Genomic DNA, 16,424 nt, shown 5'->3' with positions numbered 1-16,424 from the left:
ATGAAAACATGATTTGATATAAAAAAGAGAAGAAGAGGGAATAAAAAAAGGATTCCCAAAAGGAAATCCCATTTTTAAAAATCACGTTCACCACAATATTCACAACTGCTACCATAAGCATCTGTCATTCTTCCACAACCAGAGCAACGAGTAACAGCTTCACGAACTAATTTAAATTTTCTACGATTCAAGATAAGTTACACCTCCTTGTTTTTATCTATTTTTATATTACTCATAGATAAATTTACCAACAATAGAAGGGGGGTTGAGGATGTTTGACCTCTTTTTTATTGTTTATAGTATAGAGGTGAAGGGAGGAGGGTATGCACTTTTTCGCAAAAAAAGAAGGTATTTTAAAGAAAAAGGAGAGAAAAAAGGAGAGAAAAAAGGAGAGAGATTAGGTAATTAAAAGAACCGTCATAATGTATAGCATTGCAAGAAGAATAAGAAAATAAAAAATCAGTACACATGAACAAGAACATATGTTCGCATTTATTCCGAAAAAGACGATTTTCGACAATTTGAAATAAAATTAAAGAGACCCAATCAGGGAAAGAGAGGGTCTTTTTACTGTCTATGTGGTTTGCGAAATCGTTTAAAAGCTATATAATCTATGGCTTCTTGCAATTCTTTAGGTGTAATCATAAAACCATCCAATTGCAATCCATAAGGGGAGTCACCTGATACAATGTCTTCTAAATGAATCATAATAGGTTCTTGTTCAGTTCCAACATTTGATTCTCCCCATAAATAATCCATTGACACACGAAGAGCAATCGCTAATTTCTTTAGATTTAGCACATCAGGAATCTCTTTTCCAAGCTCATATTCAGAAATTTCTCTTCGGGTTAATCCTGCACGTTCGGCTAATTCTTCTTGTTTCATATGTTGAAGCATCCGTTGTTTCTTTAACTGTTCTTTGAATTGATTATGGGTTATTTCAGGCTTCGTTTCTCTTAATTTAACAACTTTAAGCATGATTTATCACCTATATTCATTTTTCTCTTATGTAAAACAAGAAGGAGTAATCCTTCTTATTCTTGCTGGTCATTTATTTCGTCTTTAGCAAAAAGGCGTTCCAGCTTATAGCAACCAATACCTTCAAACGCTTCAACAGGATATGTTTTTTCTTCCACTTTACCAGTTAAATTATCTTTCTCATAATCGCCAAGATGAACCATAATCAAGGTAACAGAAAAAGGGGATATATCCTTAATAATCGCTGTATGTTTGCGTGGTGATTCACCAGGCATGTGTGGTGAAGATACTAAATTGACTGCTCTACCTGGTAGCAGTTGAGATAGGTCAAAAGCTAACTTTTGGGTTAAAAAATCACTCTTCAACAGGGGTTTCCTCCGATTCTTTCTCCGTCACTAATAGACTTTCGAGGTTAGGAATCAATTCCCTTTTCACATATTTAGACTTAGTTGTAAGGTACACACTGTTCATGTTTTTGACAAGAAATTTGATTTGGTCTTCATTTAGCGTATCACTCTTGATAGCTGGTTCAATAGACTGCAAGAAGGCAATATCCTTTTCAGGAATCCCTTTGCCGAAGATTTTCAACACCTTTTTTGATTGAGCCATAGATTTAATTAGAAAGTTTTTATCTTTATTCGTAAGAGCCACTATAATATCCTCCTTATGCAATAATAATCGAAATATCAATGAAATTGTTCAAAATTCATTGACTTTAGTCAATATTATAGCATGAATTAAAGGATATTTCTACAAAAAGTAGGTGATTATGTGGATTTATTGGTCTAAGAGCTACATAGCTTAAGACTCTAATTGAACCCATTCTTGCCATGAAAATGTATGATTTACTTGATAAAGGTCTTGTGATAAATCAACTGGAAGAATAGCGATTTCAGGTATTGGTAAATGGGTAAATTGAGCTAATGTCAGGTCTAAATAGAGTTCGTTTTTAAACAGCAACCATGTATGAGGCGTATTCCCAACAAATCCGTCACAAATTTGAATGTCTTGGAGCTTAAATTTACCCATACGGAGTTTATGGCTAATGGAATAAATCACATACATAGAAGCCTTACGACATGCTTTAAAAACTGCTTCGTTGTAGCTGACTGCAGGGTTTAGATTGCAATGAAGAAAAAATTCATGTGTATCAAGCACTGATAAGATTTGCTGAAGGTCTGAATCAAGTTTTGGTGAATCTGGTTGAATAAATTTACGTGTACGATGTAATTCTTTAAGGATTTCTTTATAAGAATCATTCATGAGCCAAACACCAACTTTTTATGTATTTTAGGGATATATCTGGATTATACCAGCTTACCCCTAAATTTCACACCTATATATTCCGAAAAGATTCGTTTTCACCATAAATGAACCATTATAATATAAACAAAAGAGCTACCCCTTCTTTCTATAATCTCTCTTGATTTTAGTCTTTGAATCCAGATTTTCAATTTCACGAACTCTGCGATAAAACATTCCAGTGCTGATTCCTAAAATCTCAATCGCTTTAGTGGCTTTTATTTGTTTGGTTTTCCACAATGGATAAATTTCAGCAAACTTATCAGCATCCACAAAATCCTTTGGTTGGCCACCTTGAAATGTATCATTATGAATTCGGTTCAGAATCGTATAATTATCCTTATAGGATTCGATGATTTGTTTCTCATATTTAAGGATTTCTTCGTCATCCATATTAACTTTCTCTATAACTTCCCTACTAAGTTTTCTTCTCCATAAATATTGAATAACTCCTGAAGCTCCTGGTTCGTTTGTTTACTTTGACGTAAACGCTTCTTATGATTCGTGATTCTGCTGTTATACGCCTGTGTTTTACCTATATAAACCTTATAAGGCTCTTGTTTAAAATACAGCATGTAGATATATTGTTTGTTGTTTTATTACTAACTCCATTAATTCCTCTTTTGACATATCACATAGATTGTTTATAGACAATGTTGTTCCTCTCTTTCACTATAAATTTCTATATGATAAGCAAAAAGAAAACACATGATAAATTATCATGTGTTTAAAAAGTAGATTAATCTTTAGTTTTTTTCCTGACACAAATAGGACAAGCACTACCATTTTTCCTATGAACAATACCAGTTTCCCATTCATGACCATTAGAGCATAACCACCATACTTTTCTATTAGTTCCGCTTGTTACCTTATATGGTGTAATATCTCCATTTTTAGTGGGATGCCATTCTTCTATCAATTCGGGTCTTATTGTTGCTAAACAATTTTCTGCATTAACTTTATTTCCAGAACAATAAGGACAACCTCTACCTTTTACTCTATTTCCAATGAAAGCATCCCATTCATGACCACATTTTCCTAACCACCATACTTTTTTATTACTTCCGCTTGTTACCTTATATGGTGTAATATCTCCATTTTTAGTGGGATGCCATTCTTTTGCCAATTCTGGTTTTAATGTTGCCAAGCAATTTTCTATATTAACTCTTTTTCCAGAACAATAAGGACAACCTCTTCCACCTCTTCTGTTATCAATACTTGCTTCCCACTCATGCCCTTTCTCACATAACCACCATACCTTTTTTCCACTTGATTTTGTATATTTATCAGGGGCGTTTTTATTTTTAGTGGGATGCCATTGAGAAGCCAATAAAGGATTTTTAGACAATAAATTATTTTCTGGTGAGGCATCCCTGCCAGAACACTGAGGGCAACCTATATTTTTAGAACGTGTATATACGCTTGCTTTCCATTCATGTCCTTTTTCACATAACCACCATACTTTTTTATTAGTTCCGCAAGTCACTTGCTTGGTTGTTAGCTTTTCATTTTTAGTGGGATGCCATTCTTTTGCTAATTCTGGTTTTAATGTTTCCAAACAATTATCGTCACAAACCTTTTGTCCAGCACAATAAGGACAACCATTACCTTGTGTTCTATTCCCAACTAATGATTGCCATTCATGTCCTTTTTCACATTTCCACCATAGAATTTTATTGCTATATGGACTTATCCCTGAAGGTTTTATACTTCCATTCTTGGTAGGATGCCATTCTTTTATTAATTCTGGATTAATTACTTCAATTGAATTTTCATATTTACCTCTGTCTAATTGTTCATAAATTTGAACTCTGTCATTAGATATATCAAATAAAATTTTATTAACACATAAATCCAATGAAGGATTATATTTTTTATTAATAAAACAAAATATATACTTTAGAGCCTCAATTAAAGTTGTTTCTTTTTTGTCAGGTAAAATATATATAACAGAATTATTGTCTGTTAGAATAGGACATTTTTTTTCTCTAATTCTTACTAAATCAATCATTTTTTCTTTGAAGTATAGATTTTTTGTAATGTCTTTTGTTAAATCCTTGTGATAAGCATCGCCATCATATTCTATACCTAACTTTAGTGAAGGGATAAAAATGTCTAACTCATATGGGTGTTCTTTATCTTTATATCTATTAATAGCATCAGGGAAATACTGTTTCAAATAAAAGTATATTACTTGTTCTGGAAATGATGTCTGCTTTCCTAAATTACAGATAGGACAATTTCTACCATCTACTCTCGAATAGATTCTTGCTTCCCATTCGTGTCCATGTTTGCATTTCCACCAGACCTTTTGATGACTTCTACATCTATAATCTTCTGGTTTATAGCTGTTTTTAGTGGGATGCCACTCTTTTGCTAATTCTGGATAGTTTTTTGCTAATGACGTTTCATTTGTAGCTCTTTTTTTTAAACAATGAGGACAACCACTTTTTTGAAATCTGCTATTAATTTGAGCTTTCCACTCATGCCCTTTTTCGCAAACCCACCATGCTTTTTTTCCACTACCATAGGTAACATTAAGTGGTGTTAAATCTCCATTTTTATCGAAATCCCACTCTTTAACCAAATCAGGTCTTTTATATGCCAAACTATCTTCTAACTTTACTTCATGCAAAAATACCGCCTCCGTTTTATAAGATTTTTATTTCTTATAGTCAACAAAAGCGGTATATATAAGGAATATTTAAATAAAGGGTGTCTTGTACAGATTTACCCTATAATATACTTATTTTTTAGACCTAAAGTGATTCACACCTTCATCATGGCTAACCAACATCAGAAGATAATCAGTCATATTCATTCTATTTTCTTTAGCTTGTCTTTTAATTTGTTCATATTCATCTTTACTAACTCTAATGTTAATTCGATGAACTTTCTTGTATTCTTTTCTTTCCAAATTGCTATGCCCCCTTTTAGAATTGTTTTTATATCTTACAATCAAGGGGTATAGTCTATAATTTGGAAAGTAATTAGAAACATATAATGTGTATATGAAATTGTAAAATTTTATTTACAGTAAATATTATTTATGGTATAGTTAAAATAACTCCTGATGTAGTCATAATAAAAAGAACTACCACCAATAGTTCTTAACTTCCTTTTTTATTACATAAACAGAACACAGAAAAAGAGTAGAGGTATTCCAGTGCCTCTACTCTTTTTTGTATTTTTATTTTTTCTACCAGAACAATAAGGACAACTACTTCCATTATTTCTACTTTAACAAAACAAATAAGAACTCTTTCTTAAAATGATGCTTTAATCATCTTCTATAAAAACTTAAAAAGCTCCCTATACTTAGGAAGCCTCTAATATTATTGAAATTGTATTTCCATTACCCCTATATCATCATAAGAGATTAGTACAGAGAGTTTATCAGACGGTACATTAGGTCCGTTGCTTTTGAAATAACTGAAACGCTTATCAGTCTTGTTTTCAAATTTGGAACTTGAAGAAAGTGGATGCATTTCAAATCCTTGATAAAATGGTTTTGCTAACTGATTATCAATAAGTTGAAACGCCTCTTTCTCTGTTATTCTTCTATTTGGTGATTCTTTAATTTTATCATTTATTTCTTGGTTTGATATTGCTAATGGGTTTGTTTCTACCTTCTTTACCTCTACTTCTTGTTGTGGTTGTTGTACATTTGTTTGTACTTCTTCAATAATGTCTTGTTTTTCCCTTTTGCTTTCAAGTGAATTTTGATAACTATTGCCAAAAGCATTTAGTCCACCCAATAAAATTAGGAAAACAACTGCATTAAGAATTAATTTCTCTATTTTCTTCTTTTTCTTAGTTGTAGAAGGTTTGGATTTGTGTTGTTTTTTAAACTCTCCTTTATTTTCAATTTTATCTTTATGCTCAACACGTAAAGGCTCTTCTCCATTTTTATTTCTTTCAATATTTTTAATGTGAAGTTGTTTTATTTCTTCGTTTACTTCGGTATATGGTTTAATAATCGAATAAATTGTTTCGATTTCTTCTGTTGTTAGTAATTTATTTGATTTTGAAATTTGTTTCTTCATAACTTTTACCAAATCGTATCTCTTTAATACAAATATATCTGGTGTATTAACAGTTATATTTTTCAATTCACATCGTTCACTAAAAACAATAAATGATGTGAAATAACGGTTAGGAACAAAAGTTAGCAAATTCTTTAATGCTTTCATATGACCTTCATTTTGTTTAATAGGGTTATAAAAATATTCTTTATGACCATTTGGGAAAGTCTGTGTCCAGTTCTTATCAGACTCATGACCAAATATCCATCCACTATAATTTTTTGATTCTATCACATATATTCCTGTTTCATGAATAAACAATACGTCTATTTCAGTAGTGCCTCCTTTTCCATTCGGTATATACGCATTAACAATTGTTTTATGATTACCAGGAATTTTATCTAATTCTTTAACCGTTAAATACTCACCATATAAACCTTTGTCTCCAATTACTTTAAAATAGGAATTTCCAGTTCTTTTAATAGGTAAGTTTTCAGCAGTGTTCTTATTCTTTGTTAATATGAGAACAAGAGATGCCACTCCTAATACCCATATAAAAAGAATAAATAAAACAAAAATTACTATCACTTCTTCATCTCCTTCCTTATTCATCCAAAAATTTATATATTATAAGCTCAAATTTAGGAATGATAAGGCTTTTCAGGCGTGATGACAAGCTATTAATCGTGTTTTCTACCAAACAAAAAAGCTCCCTTTTTTTAGGAAGCTCTGGTCTTAGGAAACCTTGCAATATGGTTTCAAGGTGTTATAGATTTCATCAATTTGCTCTTTTGTAAAGACTGCAAAGGATTGGTTGGTTTCTTTTTTAATCATTCCTTTTAACTTATCTTCTCTGCAGACAAAGGTTCTTTCTGAATACGTTTCAATCTTGATTAACAGACATTCTTCGCTAAAGTTTATGATGGATTTAAACTGATTCTCTGGAACAGTCGGGAGCAACTTCTTTAACTCCTCTATCCTTCCCTCATTTTCTTTTATCGGATTATCAAAAAGCTCTTTCTTGTTTTGTTTCAAGGTTTTAGTCCATTGACTTTCTTTTTCATTTCCAGAAATCCAACCATAAATTTTCATCATGTTTATGACATATATCCCTGTTTCATGAACAAAAAGAATATCAATTAAACTTGTACCCCCACTTTTGTTTGGGACATGCACATTGACTAACACTTTATGAGTACCAGGCATTTTATCCAGCTTATTTGTTGTAAAACATCCTTTTATCCTTGCAGTCCTGCTTAACATGTCTAAAAATGGCTGATTTGTTTCTTTCTTATACGTACTTTGGTTGTATATACTCTTCATAAAGAAGAATCCTATAAGGGCAAATAAGACCAATAATGCCACAATCAAACTTGCATAAACTAAATATATCAATTATTTTTTCTCCCCTTCCTTATTCATTCAAAAATTTATATATTATAAGCCCAAAACCTTGAATGATAAGGCTTTATAGGAGCGATGACATACTATATGTCGTATCAGCATCCACAAAATCTTTTGGTCTTGGTGGCTACCTATGGATTGCTATAAATTTTTGTTTTAAAACAAACAAAAGAACCACCTTAATTCAGGTAGTCCTATTTAAAAATTATTCAACAAATTGGCTAAATTGTTTAATCAAAGCGATTTCACTCATAACAATCTAATTCAATACTTAATTGTGCTAATCGTGTTACTTGTTCAATCGTTAATAGATTCATCTTCTTTGTATCATTTTGAGATAGAATACTGAAAGGCATTAAACCATCTTTTAATTGTTCAATGATTTCTTCTTTATAATCTTGAATTTGATAATGCCATTCTCCTAACTCAATATCTAATTCCAGATAATCCGATAGTTCTGATACCAGTTGTCTAAATCCATCATCAAAATTCTTTCCCATAACATATTTTTTTGCGTAATTCTTCTTCAAAATCTGGTTTTTTTCAAGTCCAGATAGTTCAAATTTTAGTGTTGTGGGATAATCTTTCTTTTCGCTTACCATACCTACTTGAAACCATTTTTGTTTATTATCTGCTAAACTAACAAGTAAATTATTTGCTGTAATCCCTGTTTGTTGATAGTCAATATCGTCATAAATGGTTAATAATATTAAAAATTTCATTTGTTTTCTAATGCTGTTTTTGGTTGTCATATATCTGTATCCTCTCTATAATTCATTTTTCAAAATCTGTTATCTCCATTTTAAATATACCATATTTAATTGACTATAATCAAAAAATATTATGATGTTTTATTAGCTTGGTGTGAATATTGTTTTTATCCAAATAAAAAACCTCCCATTACTTAATAGGAGGATTTTGTGAATCTTTCTTTTGAGTTGTTTTTGATTTTACTTCTCTTTCTGTCAAAGAACGAACAATTGCTGTAATGATTTTCAGCAATAACCAAGGAATTAAAGCAACATATAGAACATAAATGAAACCGTATTTTGCTAATTCTAATGAATCGGATTCATAGAAAAAAGCCATATAGTCTTGATTTTCAAACATCTCTACAATCAATGGAAATAAGCTGGTTGAAATCGCAAATAACCCTATATAGAATAGAAAGTTTAAAGATTTCGATGCTCCTTTTCCTACGTACATTAATACTGCAGAAGCAACAAAACCGACAATGATTGGCAACATGTGTTCATAAGCAAAGTAAAATACCAAATGAACATAATTCAATGCTACAAAGAAAGCCACTAATCCTGCAATAACTAAAATGGCTTTAAAGATAAACCAGTTAGTATCCGAATCCTCTTCCAAACTTTTTTCATATTCTTCGTCATCCATCCATTCACCATTATTATAATGATAGCCTCTTCCTCGTAATTCACGTTCTGCTTCATCACGAAGTTTTCCACTCTTTTCTCTATAAATATCTTCTAATTCATCATCTGTATTACCCCTAAGATTTGCCAATATGCCTTCCTCTCCTTTCTCGAACCATCATTCTAAAATTTATATATTATAAGCTCAAATTCATGAATGATAAGGCTTTATAAGAGCGACATCTTACTATAATCATGATTTCTTCCAAACCTCTTTATCTATAATAAATTATCAAAATTTAAGGAGGTATTTTATGATTCAAAATCAAACTGTACGACTTTCCAAACCAATTGGAAAACAAAAGGTATCACTTACCTGTCTCGAACATCTATCTACACAAGGTAACTTTTTGCTGGATTTAATTGAAAAAGAACATAAAACGTATGACATTTTAAAAGATAATTACAAAATTCAAGTGGGATGGTCATTTTATATCCTATGTCTTCATGATGGTGTATTTTCAGTTTTATCCCCTGACCATATATCAAATCCTTTTAAAGAAACGACTGAAGACCTCTCTCTTTCTTTATTTGTTCAGGTTCAACAAAATGAAGTCTTAAAGAAAGCGAAAATTCAAGGTGAATCTGTTTCTTTTCAAGATACCATTCTGGTTCATAAGGATGCCTTGAAATCTGATTCCCTATGTTTAGAACGAATGGATGGTCGTCAATCGGGTGAATCTGGTTGGTTCATAGGAACGCTTGATGACACAGATAGTTCCTCAACAACAGAGAATGATTTCAAACAAATTTATGTATATGAATTGCTTCATTCCAAACCTGAACTCATGAAATTCCTCTCTCTTCCGACAGGCTGTTTAGTTGTTCTTGAAAATAAGGAGATAACAGTATTAGATACGAAAAATGAGCGGTTATTGTAAACAAAAGAAGAACCCAAGCTATTAGCCAAAGGGTTCTTTTTATATGGAGCAACTATCTACTCCACACCTATATCATTTAATTTACTCTTAATTTCCAATTTTTACTGATTTGCATGGCTTTATACTTTTTATTACTTTTATATTCGTCTGTCAACCTAAATAAATCCATGTGACACTCTTTTATTTTGCTTAGAGCTTTTGCTATTTTATCTCTATCATATGAGCGAATAAAGAAAAATGGTAATCCATACATATATCCACTCTCGTTTATCATTAGTGTTTCTTCATCTAAATCTAAGTAATAGCAATTAGGTATTAAGTTTAGATTTATTTGTGCATCCATGATATGTACTGTTCCATCTGTAAAGGAGGCTATCATATCTTCACCTTTAAATAACTCTTCAATCTTATTTTGAGTATCCGTTCCACTCTCTCCAAAAAGACAGTCCTCTGAATAACAATAATCTTCATCCTCTTCTAATTCAATGTGGTGAAACATCTCAAGCAATTCTTCCTTTGTTCGGGCTTTTACTATATTACATAAATGAAATAAAACACCTTCATTAGATAAATTGATAAAAAAAACATCCGAGTGACCATACGTTACTTTATATTGATTTCGGTATTTAAGACCTATTGCACAATTTACCATGTCTATCACTCCTTTTTCTTTCATTTTTTCCAGAAGAAAAAAAGATATTCATAATAATCATAAGAATTTACAAAACCCTGTTAGTCATTCTCTTTTTAACCAAACAAAAAAGCCTCCTAAAATAGAAGGCTTAAAATATGTTTCTTTTTCAATCTGGTTTATTATTTGTCTTGTATATAGTAAGAACTGTGTTTTTAAACCAAAAATGAATTAATATCAACCAGGATAAAGTATCAACCATTGCTAATATGGAGAACATAATTGGATTTGTTTCAAACAATCCTGTTTCATAATAAACTTTATGAAATCTATGACCTTGTACAAGAATGACTATCCATTGAAGTAATTCACCACGAAACCATATTCGATTATCTGTAAACAGTTCTGCCATCTCAGTTGTTGTCTCTTTCCACATTCTTTGTGAAAAATAAAAAAGACAAACAAAAGAAAGCAAATCAACATAGATAAAATTACTTTTATCAAAAGCAAAGTCAAGTATATAGTAACTTACTATGTAAGTTAAAATTTTTGAAATTAAAAAGATACTGAATCCAATAGCAATACGATTTTTCTTCAAAAAACATCATCTCCTTTCCTTTATTATCAAAAATAGTGTTATTTAAATCTATATTAGAATGGCTCTATTAGGTTTTATGTAAAAAAACTAAAGGATACAAAAAGAACTACCTATTAGGCAGTTCCTCATGCAGATATTTAGTATTAAGCTAACATTTCTTTGTATTCTTGATATTGTTCTTCAGGAATACCTAATACGTTTAACCAATTTTTAAAGTATTGTGATAGTCTATCACTTCGGTCAAAGGTATCTTTGTTTTCTTGACTCTCATAGTGCATTTCAAAGTCTTTTCGGTTTTGAACCTTATCAGCAATAAGCATATCATTTACTTCTGGATATTCACTTAAAGTAACAACATCATCTTTTGATTGATAATGACGTTTGCAAAGATAAGAATTTGCCGTTTTTGCGTATTCTTTTGCCAACAAGACCACATGTGGATTGAAGGAAGATTCATATTTAGCGATATAATCCAATTCCTCTTGTGTTTTCTTTGCTTGATAAATCGGGTGCAGACAATAAGCATCTTTAGATTCTTGTGTAGCTCCGATAGCGTTCAAAACTTTTAGCCCCTCAAAAATGTGATTAATATATGGAACTTGTGTACGTTTAGCCACTTTTCCCTCATAGTATTCACTGATTACGCCTAAATAAATATTCTTTTCCATTACAATCCCCAACCTTTTCTTATTTTTAAATTGTCTTTTAACACCTTTTTTTGCACAGATAAGTATAAATTTTGTTTAATATTTATTCTTTTGTATCAAACAATTTATCAATACCAGCGTAAATCATTCCCATTTCTTCAGTAGATACAAAATCTTTAGATATCCACTGCATCAACCTTTTCATCCAATCTTTATCCACTTCAATGTCTCTATCATGCCAATCTTCATATCCACGCCACAATTTTTCAACATCAAGCAATGACAATTTTTCGCAATTTTTATCTGCTAATGATAAAACTTTCCTAATGGTAACTAATTGTGAAATTTCCATAGAAATATCAACAGCCAACATGTCTCTACATTTTTCATATAACATCTTAAAAAACCACCTTTTAAATTGATTAAATATCACCTTATCATGAGTATGCTATATTATAATTGATACAAAGAAACAATATTCTATCTATGTAGAGAGAAATCGCACCAAAAAAAGGATATATACAATATATACCCCTTTTGTTATGGCTTATTTTTTCTCTTTACTTATACTCGATTGGGTTTGCTTGAAACAGTTCAGCAAAGTATTTCTCAATTAGGATTAACTCTCCATTATCCATTTTCTTTAATCTATCTTCAGCAAAACCTTTTCCTTTATCAGTCAAATCACCGTCTTCATCCATATAGCTCTTCGATTTTAGTTCTTCTACGACTTCGTGAGGCTCTAATAATCCGAAATTCAATGCTCTATCAAATGTTTTTCCTTGTCCCTTAAAACTTCCTTTAGGTCGCCCTTTTTTCATTTATGCTATCCTCCCTATTGTAGATAGGCTCATTATATCAAATCTCCAACTGATACTGAAAAATAAAAAAGACCTTCTTTTTCAGAAAGTCCTCTTTATAGGGTTTACTTCTTAACAACATAAGTTTTACAAATCAAGTCATGCAACCCTTGTTTCTCTACTGTAAGAGCAACCATAATAAATCCGATATTTAAAATGCTGGAAGGAATATAAGCAAAGTATCTTCCGATTGCTCGACCAACAGAAATAAATTGTCCATTCTTTCCAACTACACGTAAACCTAATGCCAGTTTGCCAAGTGTACCACCTAATTTAGATGTCAATAAACCATAATAGAGGATACCTATTAAGGTAATGACAATAAGACTTACTGTATCATAAGAAGTCCACATATCTACATATTGGTCATCAAGAATGTAGTCTAAATAAGGAACGTCAGGACCTATCAGGCGATAGATTAAATAGTCTACCCCAAATAAAGGTATAAATAAAACTAAGAAATCTATGACACTTGCTACTACACGTATCCAAAAGCCTCCATATTTATTTTCCACACAATCACCTCCTTCATTTTTATTTTTTATATGCTATACCAGTACATATCTGGTTATAGATTAATGAAAAAAGAGCCTCCCACTACCAAAGAAGCTCTGTCTTTCGTCATTTTTTCTTTTTAGATGGTTGTTTGTTTTTGTTAGAAGATACAACAGGCACAACAACCTTTACTTGCTTCTTCTTTTTCACATTTTTGTTCTTAGCCAATTCGATTTGATTCCCCTTTCTCTTTTTATTTCTTGGTAATTTATTATATGGTTATGTTTAGTGAATAATCGTTTTAGTGGTCGAACCCTTCCCAACCTTTTCCATTTTTTTGAAGTAAAATAAAAAACTACCACACTATTAGATAGTCCTTTACGATTCTTCAATACATGAAATTCTTTTCAATTTATTATTGATTATCTCTTGCTCGATACAAGGTAAGAGTAAAACTTCGGAACAACATATTAAAAAATAGAGCTATAGCAATAGCATCTATTGCTCCTATTCCAATGAATAATAATTTATTTGATTCAAAGATTGGTAGCATATGGTAATCTTTATGATGTTTATCACCAGACATTATCAGTACAAGAGTTATACAAATGTGATGATAAAAACTTACTTTATTGTTTGTTAATGTATTAAGAAATCCATTTGTTGTATGTCTCCATAAATTCATAGAAAAATATATCATGACGATAGAGAAAAATAATGGTGCATATATAAAAAATTCCTTATTTGGCTCAACTTCCATCCAATGTTTTATAGAAACAAAATATAATATTTTCAATAAAATGAAGATAATGACCGTTAATACAATATTCCTTTTTTTCAAAATATCCTCTCCTCTCCTTTCCTTCATTATCTAATAAAATAAAATATCTCGATATGTTTAGACTGTTTAACCACGTTCTATAAAATTCCACAAAAAAAGTCTCCTTTTAGGGAGACCTTTGAATTAATTATTATGGATAACTTATTTACTTTATGATTAGCTGGAATACCTCTTCTTTTTGTCCATTTTATTCAATAATTCCAATGCTTTCTTGTTTTCCTTTGAAATAGGGTGTGTCATATCAGCGACAGACATGCGTCTACGACTTGGATTGGTAGCAGGGCGATTTCGTTCAAATGCCATAAGCAGTCTCCTCTCTCTTATTATGATTTATTAACCATTCTATCCAGAGAGTGTAAACTTTATGACAAACAAAAAGGAGTGCAAGAGAAAATCTCTTACACCCCTTCATTTTTATGCTCTTTTTGCTAATAATTTAAGTGCTTTTTGGTTCATGTCATGTATCTCTTCAAATGAATCAGAAATAGAGACAGACATTTTTCTTCTATTAGGATTCGTAGAACCTTTGCTTCTGCGAACACTTGCCTTCATCGGTTTTTTAACTGTTCCATGAATCGAATTAGGAGATGTTTGCTGTTTTTGTTGCATATTGATTTCCTCCTTTGGATTCTATACTCTCATTATACTACAAATATCGTAGTTTGGTAGATTAAACCATGTACCAATCGTAAATTTGTGCAAGGTTTAAAATATGAGAAGCATCGATTCCGTCTACCTCTACAAATTTTGAACTAACCCCAATCAGCATATTGTAACTTTTCCCATAATAAGCCACAATAAACACTTTGTTCTTCAACTCTCCTGGTATATCGGAGTTCTTTTCTTCCTTTTTGTTACGCAATTCAATACTTTTTCCATCTAATAGCTGTTGGATTAATCCTTCTTTCCAATCATCCGCTTCATCAATGGTTTGATTGTAGCACTGTTCTACTCGATTAAGAGCATGGGTAATGCTGGTTTTTAATAAATCAGCGTCAGCAGTCGTATCAAACTCGAAGATAGATACATGGAATTGAAACGTATCTGCATAAAGATTTAAATACGTTCGTAGTTCATCTTTATACTGTCTCCATTGTGTCGGAACATTTCTTGTATCGAAATGGTCTTCAGTAACGGAAATAACATCTGTAAAACATTGAACCTTTTTAAAATTGTAGCCTATGATTTCTTCATTTTTCTTAATGATTTTTCGGATGTAGTTGTTATGTTGAAATTCTGCTTTCCAGATTTTCAATATGTCAGGTGTTTGAAATACCGCTAAATCCATAAATACAAACGTAGCGGTTAAGTAGAAGAGTTCTTGCCACTTGGTCATATCAATTTCCCCCAAGATAATCCCCAAGCCAACTCCAACTACATAAATGACATAGAATATTTTCCGTAACAACTGCAGATTCTCCACATATTTATCCGTAAAGAAAGTGAAGTAAATCAAACTAAATAATACATAAGCCAATACCATTGAGAAAAAGATAATATAAAACAAACTCAATGTATCTCCCCCTTTAAACAAAATCTTACCTGTTTTCTTTCTACTTTGTTATTCTAACATTTTCCTTCCTTCCCTTCTTTCATAGATATAAAAATATCTCCTTATTTTTGTTGAATCCTTATATTATAGTCTCGATTTATTTCTCCTATTTTCCATAATTATGTAAAAAAGCCCCCTTCATGAGAAGAGAGCTTTGATAGTCTTTATTTACTTCCAGTCTTGAAAGTCTTTATACATTTTGGCGTTTTTGGTTAGTTTGTCGCCATCTTTCAATAAGTGAGCTAATTGTTGCTTCATTTCTTCTAAATGCTTCGCATCATCATGAATCAGGTAAATCGTTACCGCCTCATTCTCAAAACGATGTTTGTTTTTCAACACGATTTGTTCTTCCATTTTTAGACCTTCTTCTTTTCCACTTAACGCATATTCCGCAATCTCTTGGTTTTCGAGAATCCAATCAAAATCAGTAAGCTCAACAGGAGTAGCCTTTTCCATTGGTTCAAATCGTAATACGACCTCTCCGAACTGTCGTGCGACCAATTTGTTTGTACTAAAGGATACATACCTATTTTTATGTTTGTTAAAGGATTTCTTTCCTTTCAATAGTCGGTTGCTCAAAATTGATACTGCATTTTCAATGCTTGTTCCATGATAGTAGTAAATAATCATCCACCTCTTTCTATTTTTTATTACACCGATTTTAAATTCCTAAATCATCCAGTAATTGATACTATCATAAGCTACTTTCCTTGATATATAAGGGTTTCAGAGGTTGACAAGTTTTTACTAAAAAGAAAATGTAAAACAAATCCA

At 31.4% G+C, this 16,424-nt stretch carries 24 protein-coding genes; 1 reads left to right on the top strand and 23 read right to left on the bottom strand.

What is annotated here, in order from left to right:
- Positions 1-567: 567 nt before the first annotated feature.
- The 12 genes from CVD28_RS02325 to CVD28_RS02280 all read right to left on the bottom strand — a co-directional run bounded on the left by CVD28_RS02325 (position 568) and on the right by CVD28_RS02280 (position 9,236).
- A complete protein-coding gene (locus tag CVD28_RS02325) occupies positions 568-978 on the bottom strand; it encodes a helix-turn-helix domain-containing protein (protein ID WP_101590747.1) in 411 nt (136 codons plus the stop codon).
- A 56-nt stretch (positions 979-1,034) separates the two neighbouring features.
- Entirely contained in the window at positions 1,035-1,343 is a 309-nt protein-coding gene (locus tag CVD28_RS02320) for a hypothetical protein (protein ID WP_101590746.1), read from the bottom strand.
- Complete coding sequence (locus tag CVD28_RS02315) at positions 1,333-1,629, bottom strand: hypothetical protein (protein ID WP_101590745.1); 297 nt, start codon at positions 1,627-1,629, stop codon at positions 1,333-1,335. Before CVD28_RS02315 ends, CVD28_RS02320 begins: the two co-directional genes overlap by 11 nt.
- A gap of 150 nt (positions 1,630-1,779) precedes the next feature.
- Positions 1,780-2,241 carry a hypothetical protein gene (locus tag CVD28_RS02310; RefSeq protein ID WP_101590744.1) on the bottom strand — a complete coding sequence of 154 codons (462 nt, stop codon included), beginning with the start codon at positions 2,239-2,241 and terminating at the stop codon, positions 1,780-1,782.
- Between the two features lie 135 nt (positions 2,242-2,376).
- The gene (locus CVD28_RS02305) at positions 2,377-2,673 is read right to left on the bottom strand and encodes a hypothetical protein (protein ID WP_101590743.1); all 297 of its coding nucleotides are present in this window, start codon (positions 2,671-2,673) and stop codon (positions 2,377-2,379) included.
- An 11-nt stretch (positions 2,674-2,684) separates the two neighbouring features.
- A complete protein-coding gene (locus CVD28_RS29150; protein ID WP_142384713.1) occupies positions 2,685-2,855 on the bottom strand; it encodes a hypothetical protein in 171 nt (56 codons plus the stop codon).
- Positions 2,856-3,019: 164 nt separating this feature from the next.
- Complete coding sequence (locus CVD28_RS28535; protein WP_101590742.1) at positions 3,020-4,915, bottom strand: zinc-ribbon domain-containing protein; 1,896 nt, start codon at positions 4,913-4,915, stop codon at positions 3,020-3,022.
- A 111-nt stretch (positions 4,916-5,026) separates the two neighbouring features.
- Positions 5,027-5,197 carry a plasmid mobilization protein gene (locus CVD28_RS27750; protein ID WP_180953858.1) on the bottom strand — a complete coding sequence of 57 codons (171 nt, stop codon included), beginning with the start codon at positions 5,195-5,197 and terminating at the stop codon, positions 5,027-5,029.
- A gap of 418 nt (positions 5,198-5,615) precedes the next feature.
- Positions 5,616-6,893, bottom strand: coding sequence for a nuclease-related domain-containing protein (locus CVD28_RS02295; RefSeq protein WP_180953856.1), 1,278 nt, complete (start codon positions 6,891-6,893; stop codon positions 5,616-5,618).
- 147 nt (positions 6,894-7,040) lie between these two features.
- A complete protein-coding gene (locus CVD28_RS02290; protein ID WP_101590740.1) occupies positions 7,041-7,700 on the bottom strand; it encodes a nuclease-related domain-containing protein in 660 nt (219 codons plus the stop codon).
- A gap of 254 nt (positions 7,701-7,954) precedes the next feature.
- Positions 7,955-8,461, bottom strand: a complete 507-nt coding sequence (locus tag CVD28_RS02285) for a hypothetical protein (RefSeq protein WP_101590739.1) — start codon at positions 8,459-8,461, stop codon at positions 7,955-7,957.
- Positions 8,462-8,609: 148 nt separating this feature from the next.
- Entirely contained in the window at positions 8,610-9,236 is a 627-nt protein-coding gene (locus tag CVD28_RS02280; protein ID WP_101590738.1) for a hypothetical protein, read from the bottom strand.
- A gap of 163 nt (positions 9,237-9,399) precedes the next feature.
- Here CVD28_RS02280 and CVD28_RS02275 point away from each other — a divergent pair, with 163 nt between their 5' ends.
- Positions 9,400-10,026: an immunity protein Imm33 domain-containing protein gene (locus tag CVD28_RS02275; RefSeq protein ID WP_101590737.1), complete on the top strand. Its 627-nt coding sequence runs from the start codon at positions 9,400-9,402 to the stop codon at positions 10,024-10,026.
- 76 nt (positions 10,027-10,102) lie between these two features.
- Here the strand turns inward: CVD28_RS02275 and CVD28_RS02270 are convergent, their stop codons facing one another.
- The 11 genes from CVD28_RS02270 to CVD28_RS02225 all read right to left on the bottom strand — a co-directional run bounded on the left by CVD28_RS02270 (position 10,103) and on the right by CVD28_RS02225 (position 16,280).
- A complete protein-coding gene (locus tag CVD28_RS02270; protein WP_101590736.1) occupies positions 10,103-10,678 on the bottom strand; it encodes a hypothetical protein in 576 nt (191 codons plus the stop codon).
- A gap of 148 nt (positions 10,679-10,826) precedes the next feature.
- A complete protein-coding gene (locus tag CVD28_RS02265; protein WP_101590735.1) occupies positions 10,827-11,255 on the bottom strand; it encodes a hypothetical protein in 429 nt (142 codons plus the stop codon).
- Between the two features lie 143 nt (positions 11,256-11,398).
- Positions 11,399-11,923, bottom strand: coding sequence for a hypothetical protein (locus CVD28_RS02260; RefSeq protein WP_101590734.1), 525 nt, complete (start codon positions 11,921-11,923; stop codon positions 11,399-11,401).
- A gap of 82 nt (positions 11,924-12,005) precedes the next feature.
- Positions 12,006-12,299, bottom strand: coding sequence for a hypothetical protein (locus tag CVD28_RS02255; RefSeq protein ID WP_101590733.1), 294 nt, complete (start codon positions 12,297-12,299; stop codon positions 12,006-12,008).
- A gap of 163 nt (positions 12,300-12,462) precedes the next feature.
- Positions 12,463-12,723 carry a hypothetical protein gene (locus tag CVD28_RS02250; RefSeq protein ID WP_101590732.1) on the bottom strand — a complete coding sequence of 87 codons (261 nt, stop codon included), beginning with the start codon at positions 12,721-12,723 and terminating at the stop codon, positions 12,463-12,465.
- Positions 12,724-12,827: 104 nt separating this feature from the next.
- Entirely contained in the window at positions 12,828-13,277 is a 450-nt protein-coding gene (locus CVD28_RS02245; RefSeq protein ID WP_180953855.1) for an RDD family protein, read from the bottom strand.
- Between the two features lie 395 nt (positions 13,278-13,672).
- Positions 13,673-14,098, bottom strand: coding sequence for a hypothetical protein (locus CVD28_RS02240; protein ID WP_101590730.1), 426 nt, complete (start codon positions 14,096-14,098; stop codon positions 13,673-13,675).
- A gap of 156 nt (positions 14,099-14,254) precedes the next feature.
- Positions 14,255-14,401 carry a hypothetical protein gene (locus tag CVD28_RS27745; RefSeq protein ID WP_180953853.1) on the bottom strand — a complete coding sequence of 49 codons (147 nt, stop codon included), beginning with the start codon at positions 14,399-14,401 and terminating at the stop codon, positions 14,255-14,257.
- A 111-nt stretch (positions 14,402-14,512) separates the two neighbouring features.
- Entirely contained in the window at positions 14,513-14,707 is a 195-nt protein-coding gene (locus CVD28_RS02235; protein WP_101590729.1) for a hypothetical protein, read from the bottom strand.
- A 61-nt stretch (positions 14,708-14,768) separates the two neighbouring features.
- Positions 14,769-15,611: a type II toxin-antitoxin system SpoIISA family toxin gene (locus tag CVD28_RS02230; protein ID WP_101590728.1), complete on the bottom strand. Its 843-nt coding sequence runs from the start codon at positions 15,609-15,611 to the stop codon at positions 14,769-14,771.
- Positions 15,612-15,818: 207 nt separating this feature from the next.
- Positions 15,819-16,280, bottom strand: coding sequence for a hypothetical protein (locus tag CVD28_RS02225; protein ID WP_101590727.1), 462 nt, complete (start codon positions 16,278-16,280; stop codon positions 15,819-15,821).
- Between the last annotated feature and the right edge of the window lie 144 nt (positions 16,281-16,424).

The organism is Bacillus sp. M6-12, from assembly GCF_002860285.1.
GTDB lineage: Bacteria > Bacillota > Bacilli > Bacillales > DSM-1321 > Peribacillus.
Note: the sequence above shows the minus strand (reverse complement) of the source record. Positions and strands in the feature narration are given on the sequence as shown.

Coding starts and splice junctions, on each gene's coding strand:
- CVD28_RS02325 (WP_101590747.1), bottom strand. CDS start 978: ATGCTTAAAGTTGTTAAATTAAGAGAAACGAAGCCTGAAATAACCCAT.
- CVD28_RS02310 (WP_101590744.1), bottom strand. CDS start 2,241: ATGAATGATTCTTATAAAGAAATCCTTAAAGAATTACATCGTACACGT.
- CVD28_RS02305 (WP_101590743.1), bottom strand. CDS start 2,673: ATGGATGACGAAGAAATCCTTAAATATGAGAAACAAATCATCGAATCC.
- CVD28_RS29150 (WP_142384713.1), bottom strand. CDS start 2,855: ATGCTGTATTTTAAACAAGAGCCTTATAAGGTTTATATAGGTAAAACA.
- CVD28_RS02285 (WP_101590739.1), bottom strand. CDS start 8,461: ATGACAACCAAAAACAGCATTAGAAAACAAATGAAATTTTTAATATTA.
- CVD28_RS02275 (WP_101590737.1), top strand. CDS start 9,400: ATGATTCAAAATCAAACTGTACGACTTTCCAAACCAATTGGAAAACAA.
- CVD28_RS02270 (WP_101590736.1), bottom strand. CDS start 10,678: ATGGTAAATTGTGCAATAGGTCTTAAATACCGAAATCAATATAAAGTA.
- CVD28_RS02260 (WP_101590734.1), bottom strand. CDS start 11,923: ATGGAAAAGAATATTTATTTAGGCGTAATCAGTGAATACTATGAGGGA.
- CVD28_RS02255 (WP_101590733.1), bottom strand. CDS start 12,299: ATGTTATATGAAAAATGTAGAGACATGTTGGCTGTTGATATTTCTATG.
- CVD28_RS02250 (WP_101590732.1), bottom strand. CDS start 12,723: ATGAAAAAAGGGCGACCTAAAGGAAGTTTTAAGGGACAAGGAAAAACA.
- CVD28_RS27745 (WP_180953853.1), bottom strand. CDS start 14,401: ATGGCATTTGAACGAAATCGCCCTGCTACCAATCCAAGTCGTAGACGC.
- CVD28_RS02235 (WP_101590729.1), bottom strand. CDS start 14,707: ATGCAACAAAAACAGCAAACATCTCCTAATTCGATTCATGGAACAGTT.
- CVD28_RS02225 (WP_101590727.1), bottom strand. CDS start 16,280: ATGATTATTTACTACTATCATGGAACAAGCATTGAAAATGCAGTATCA.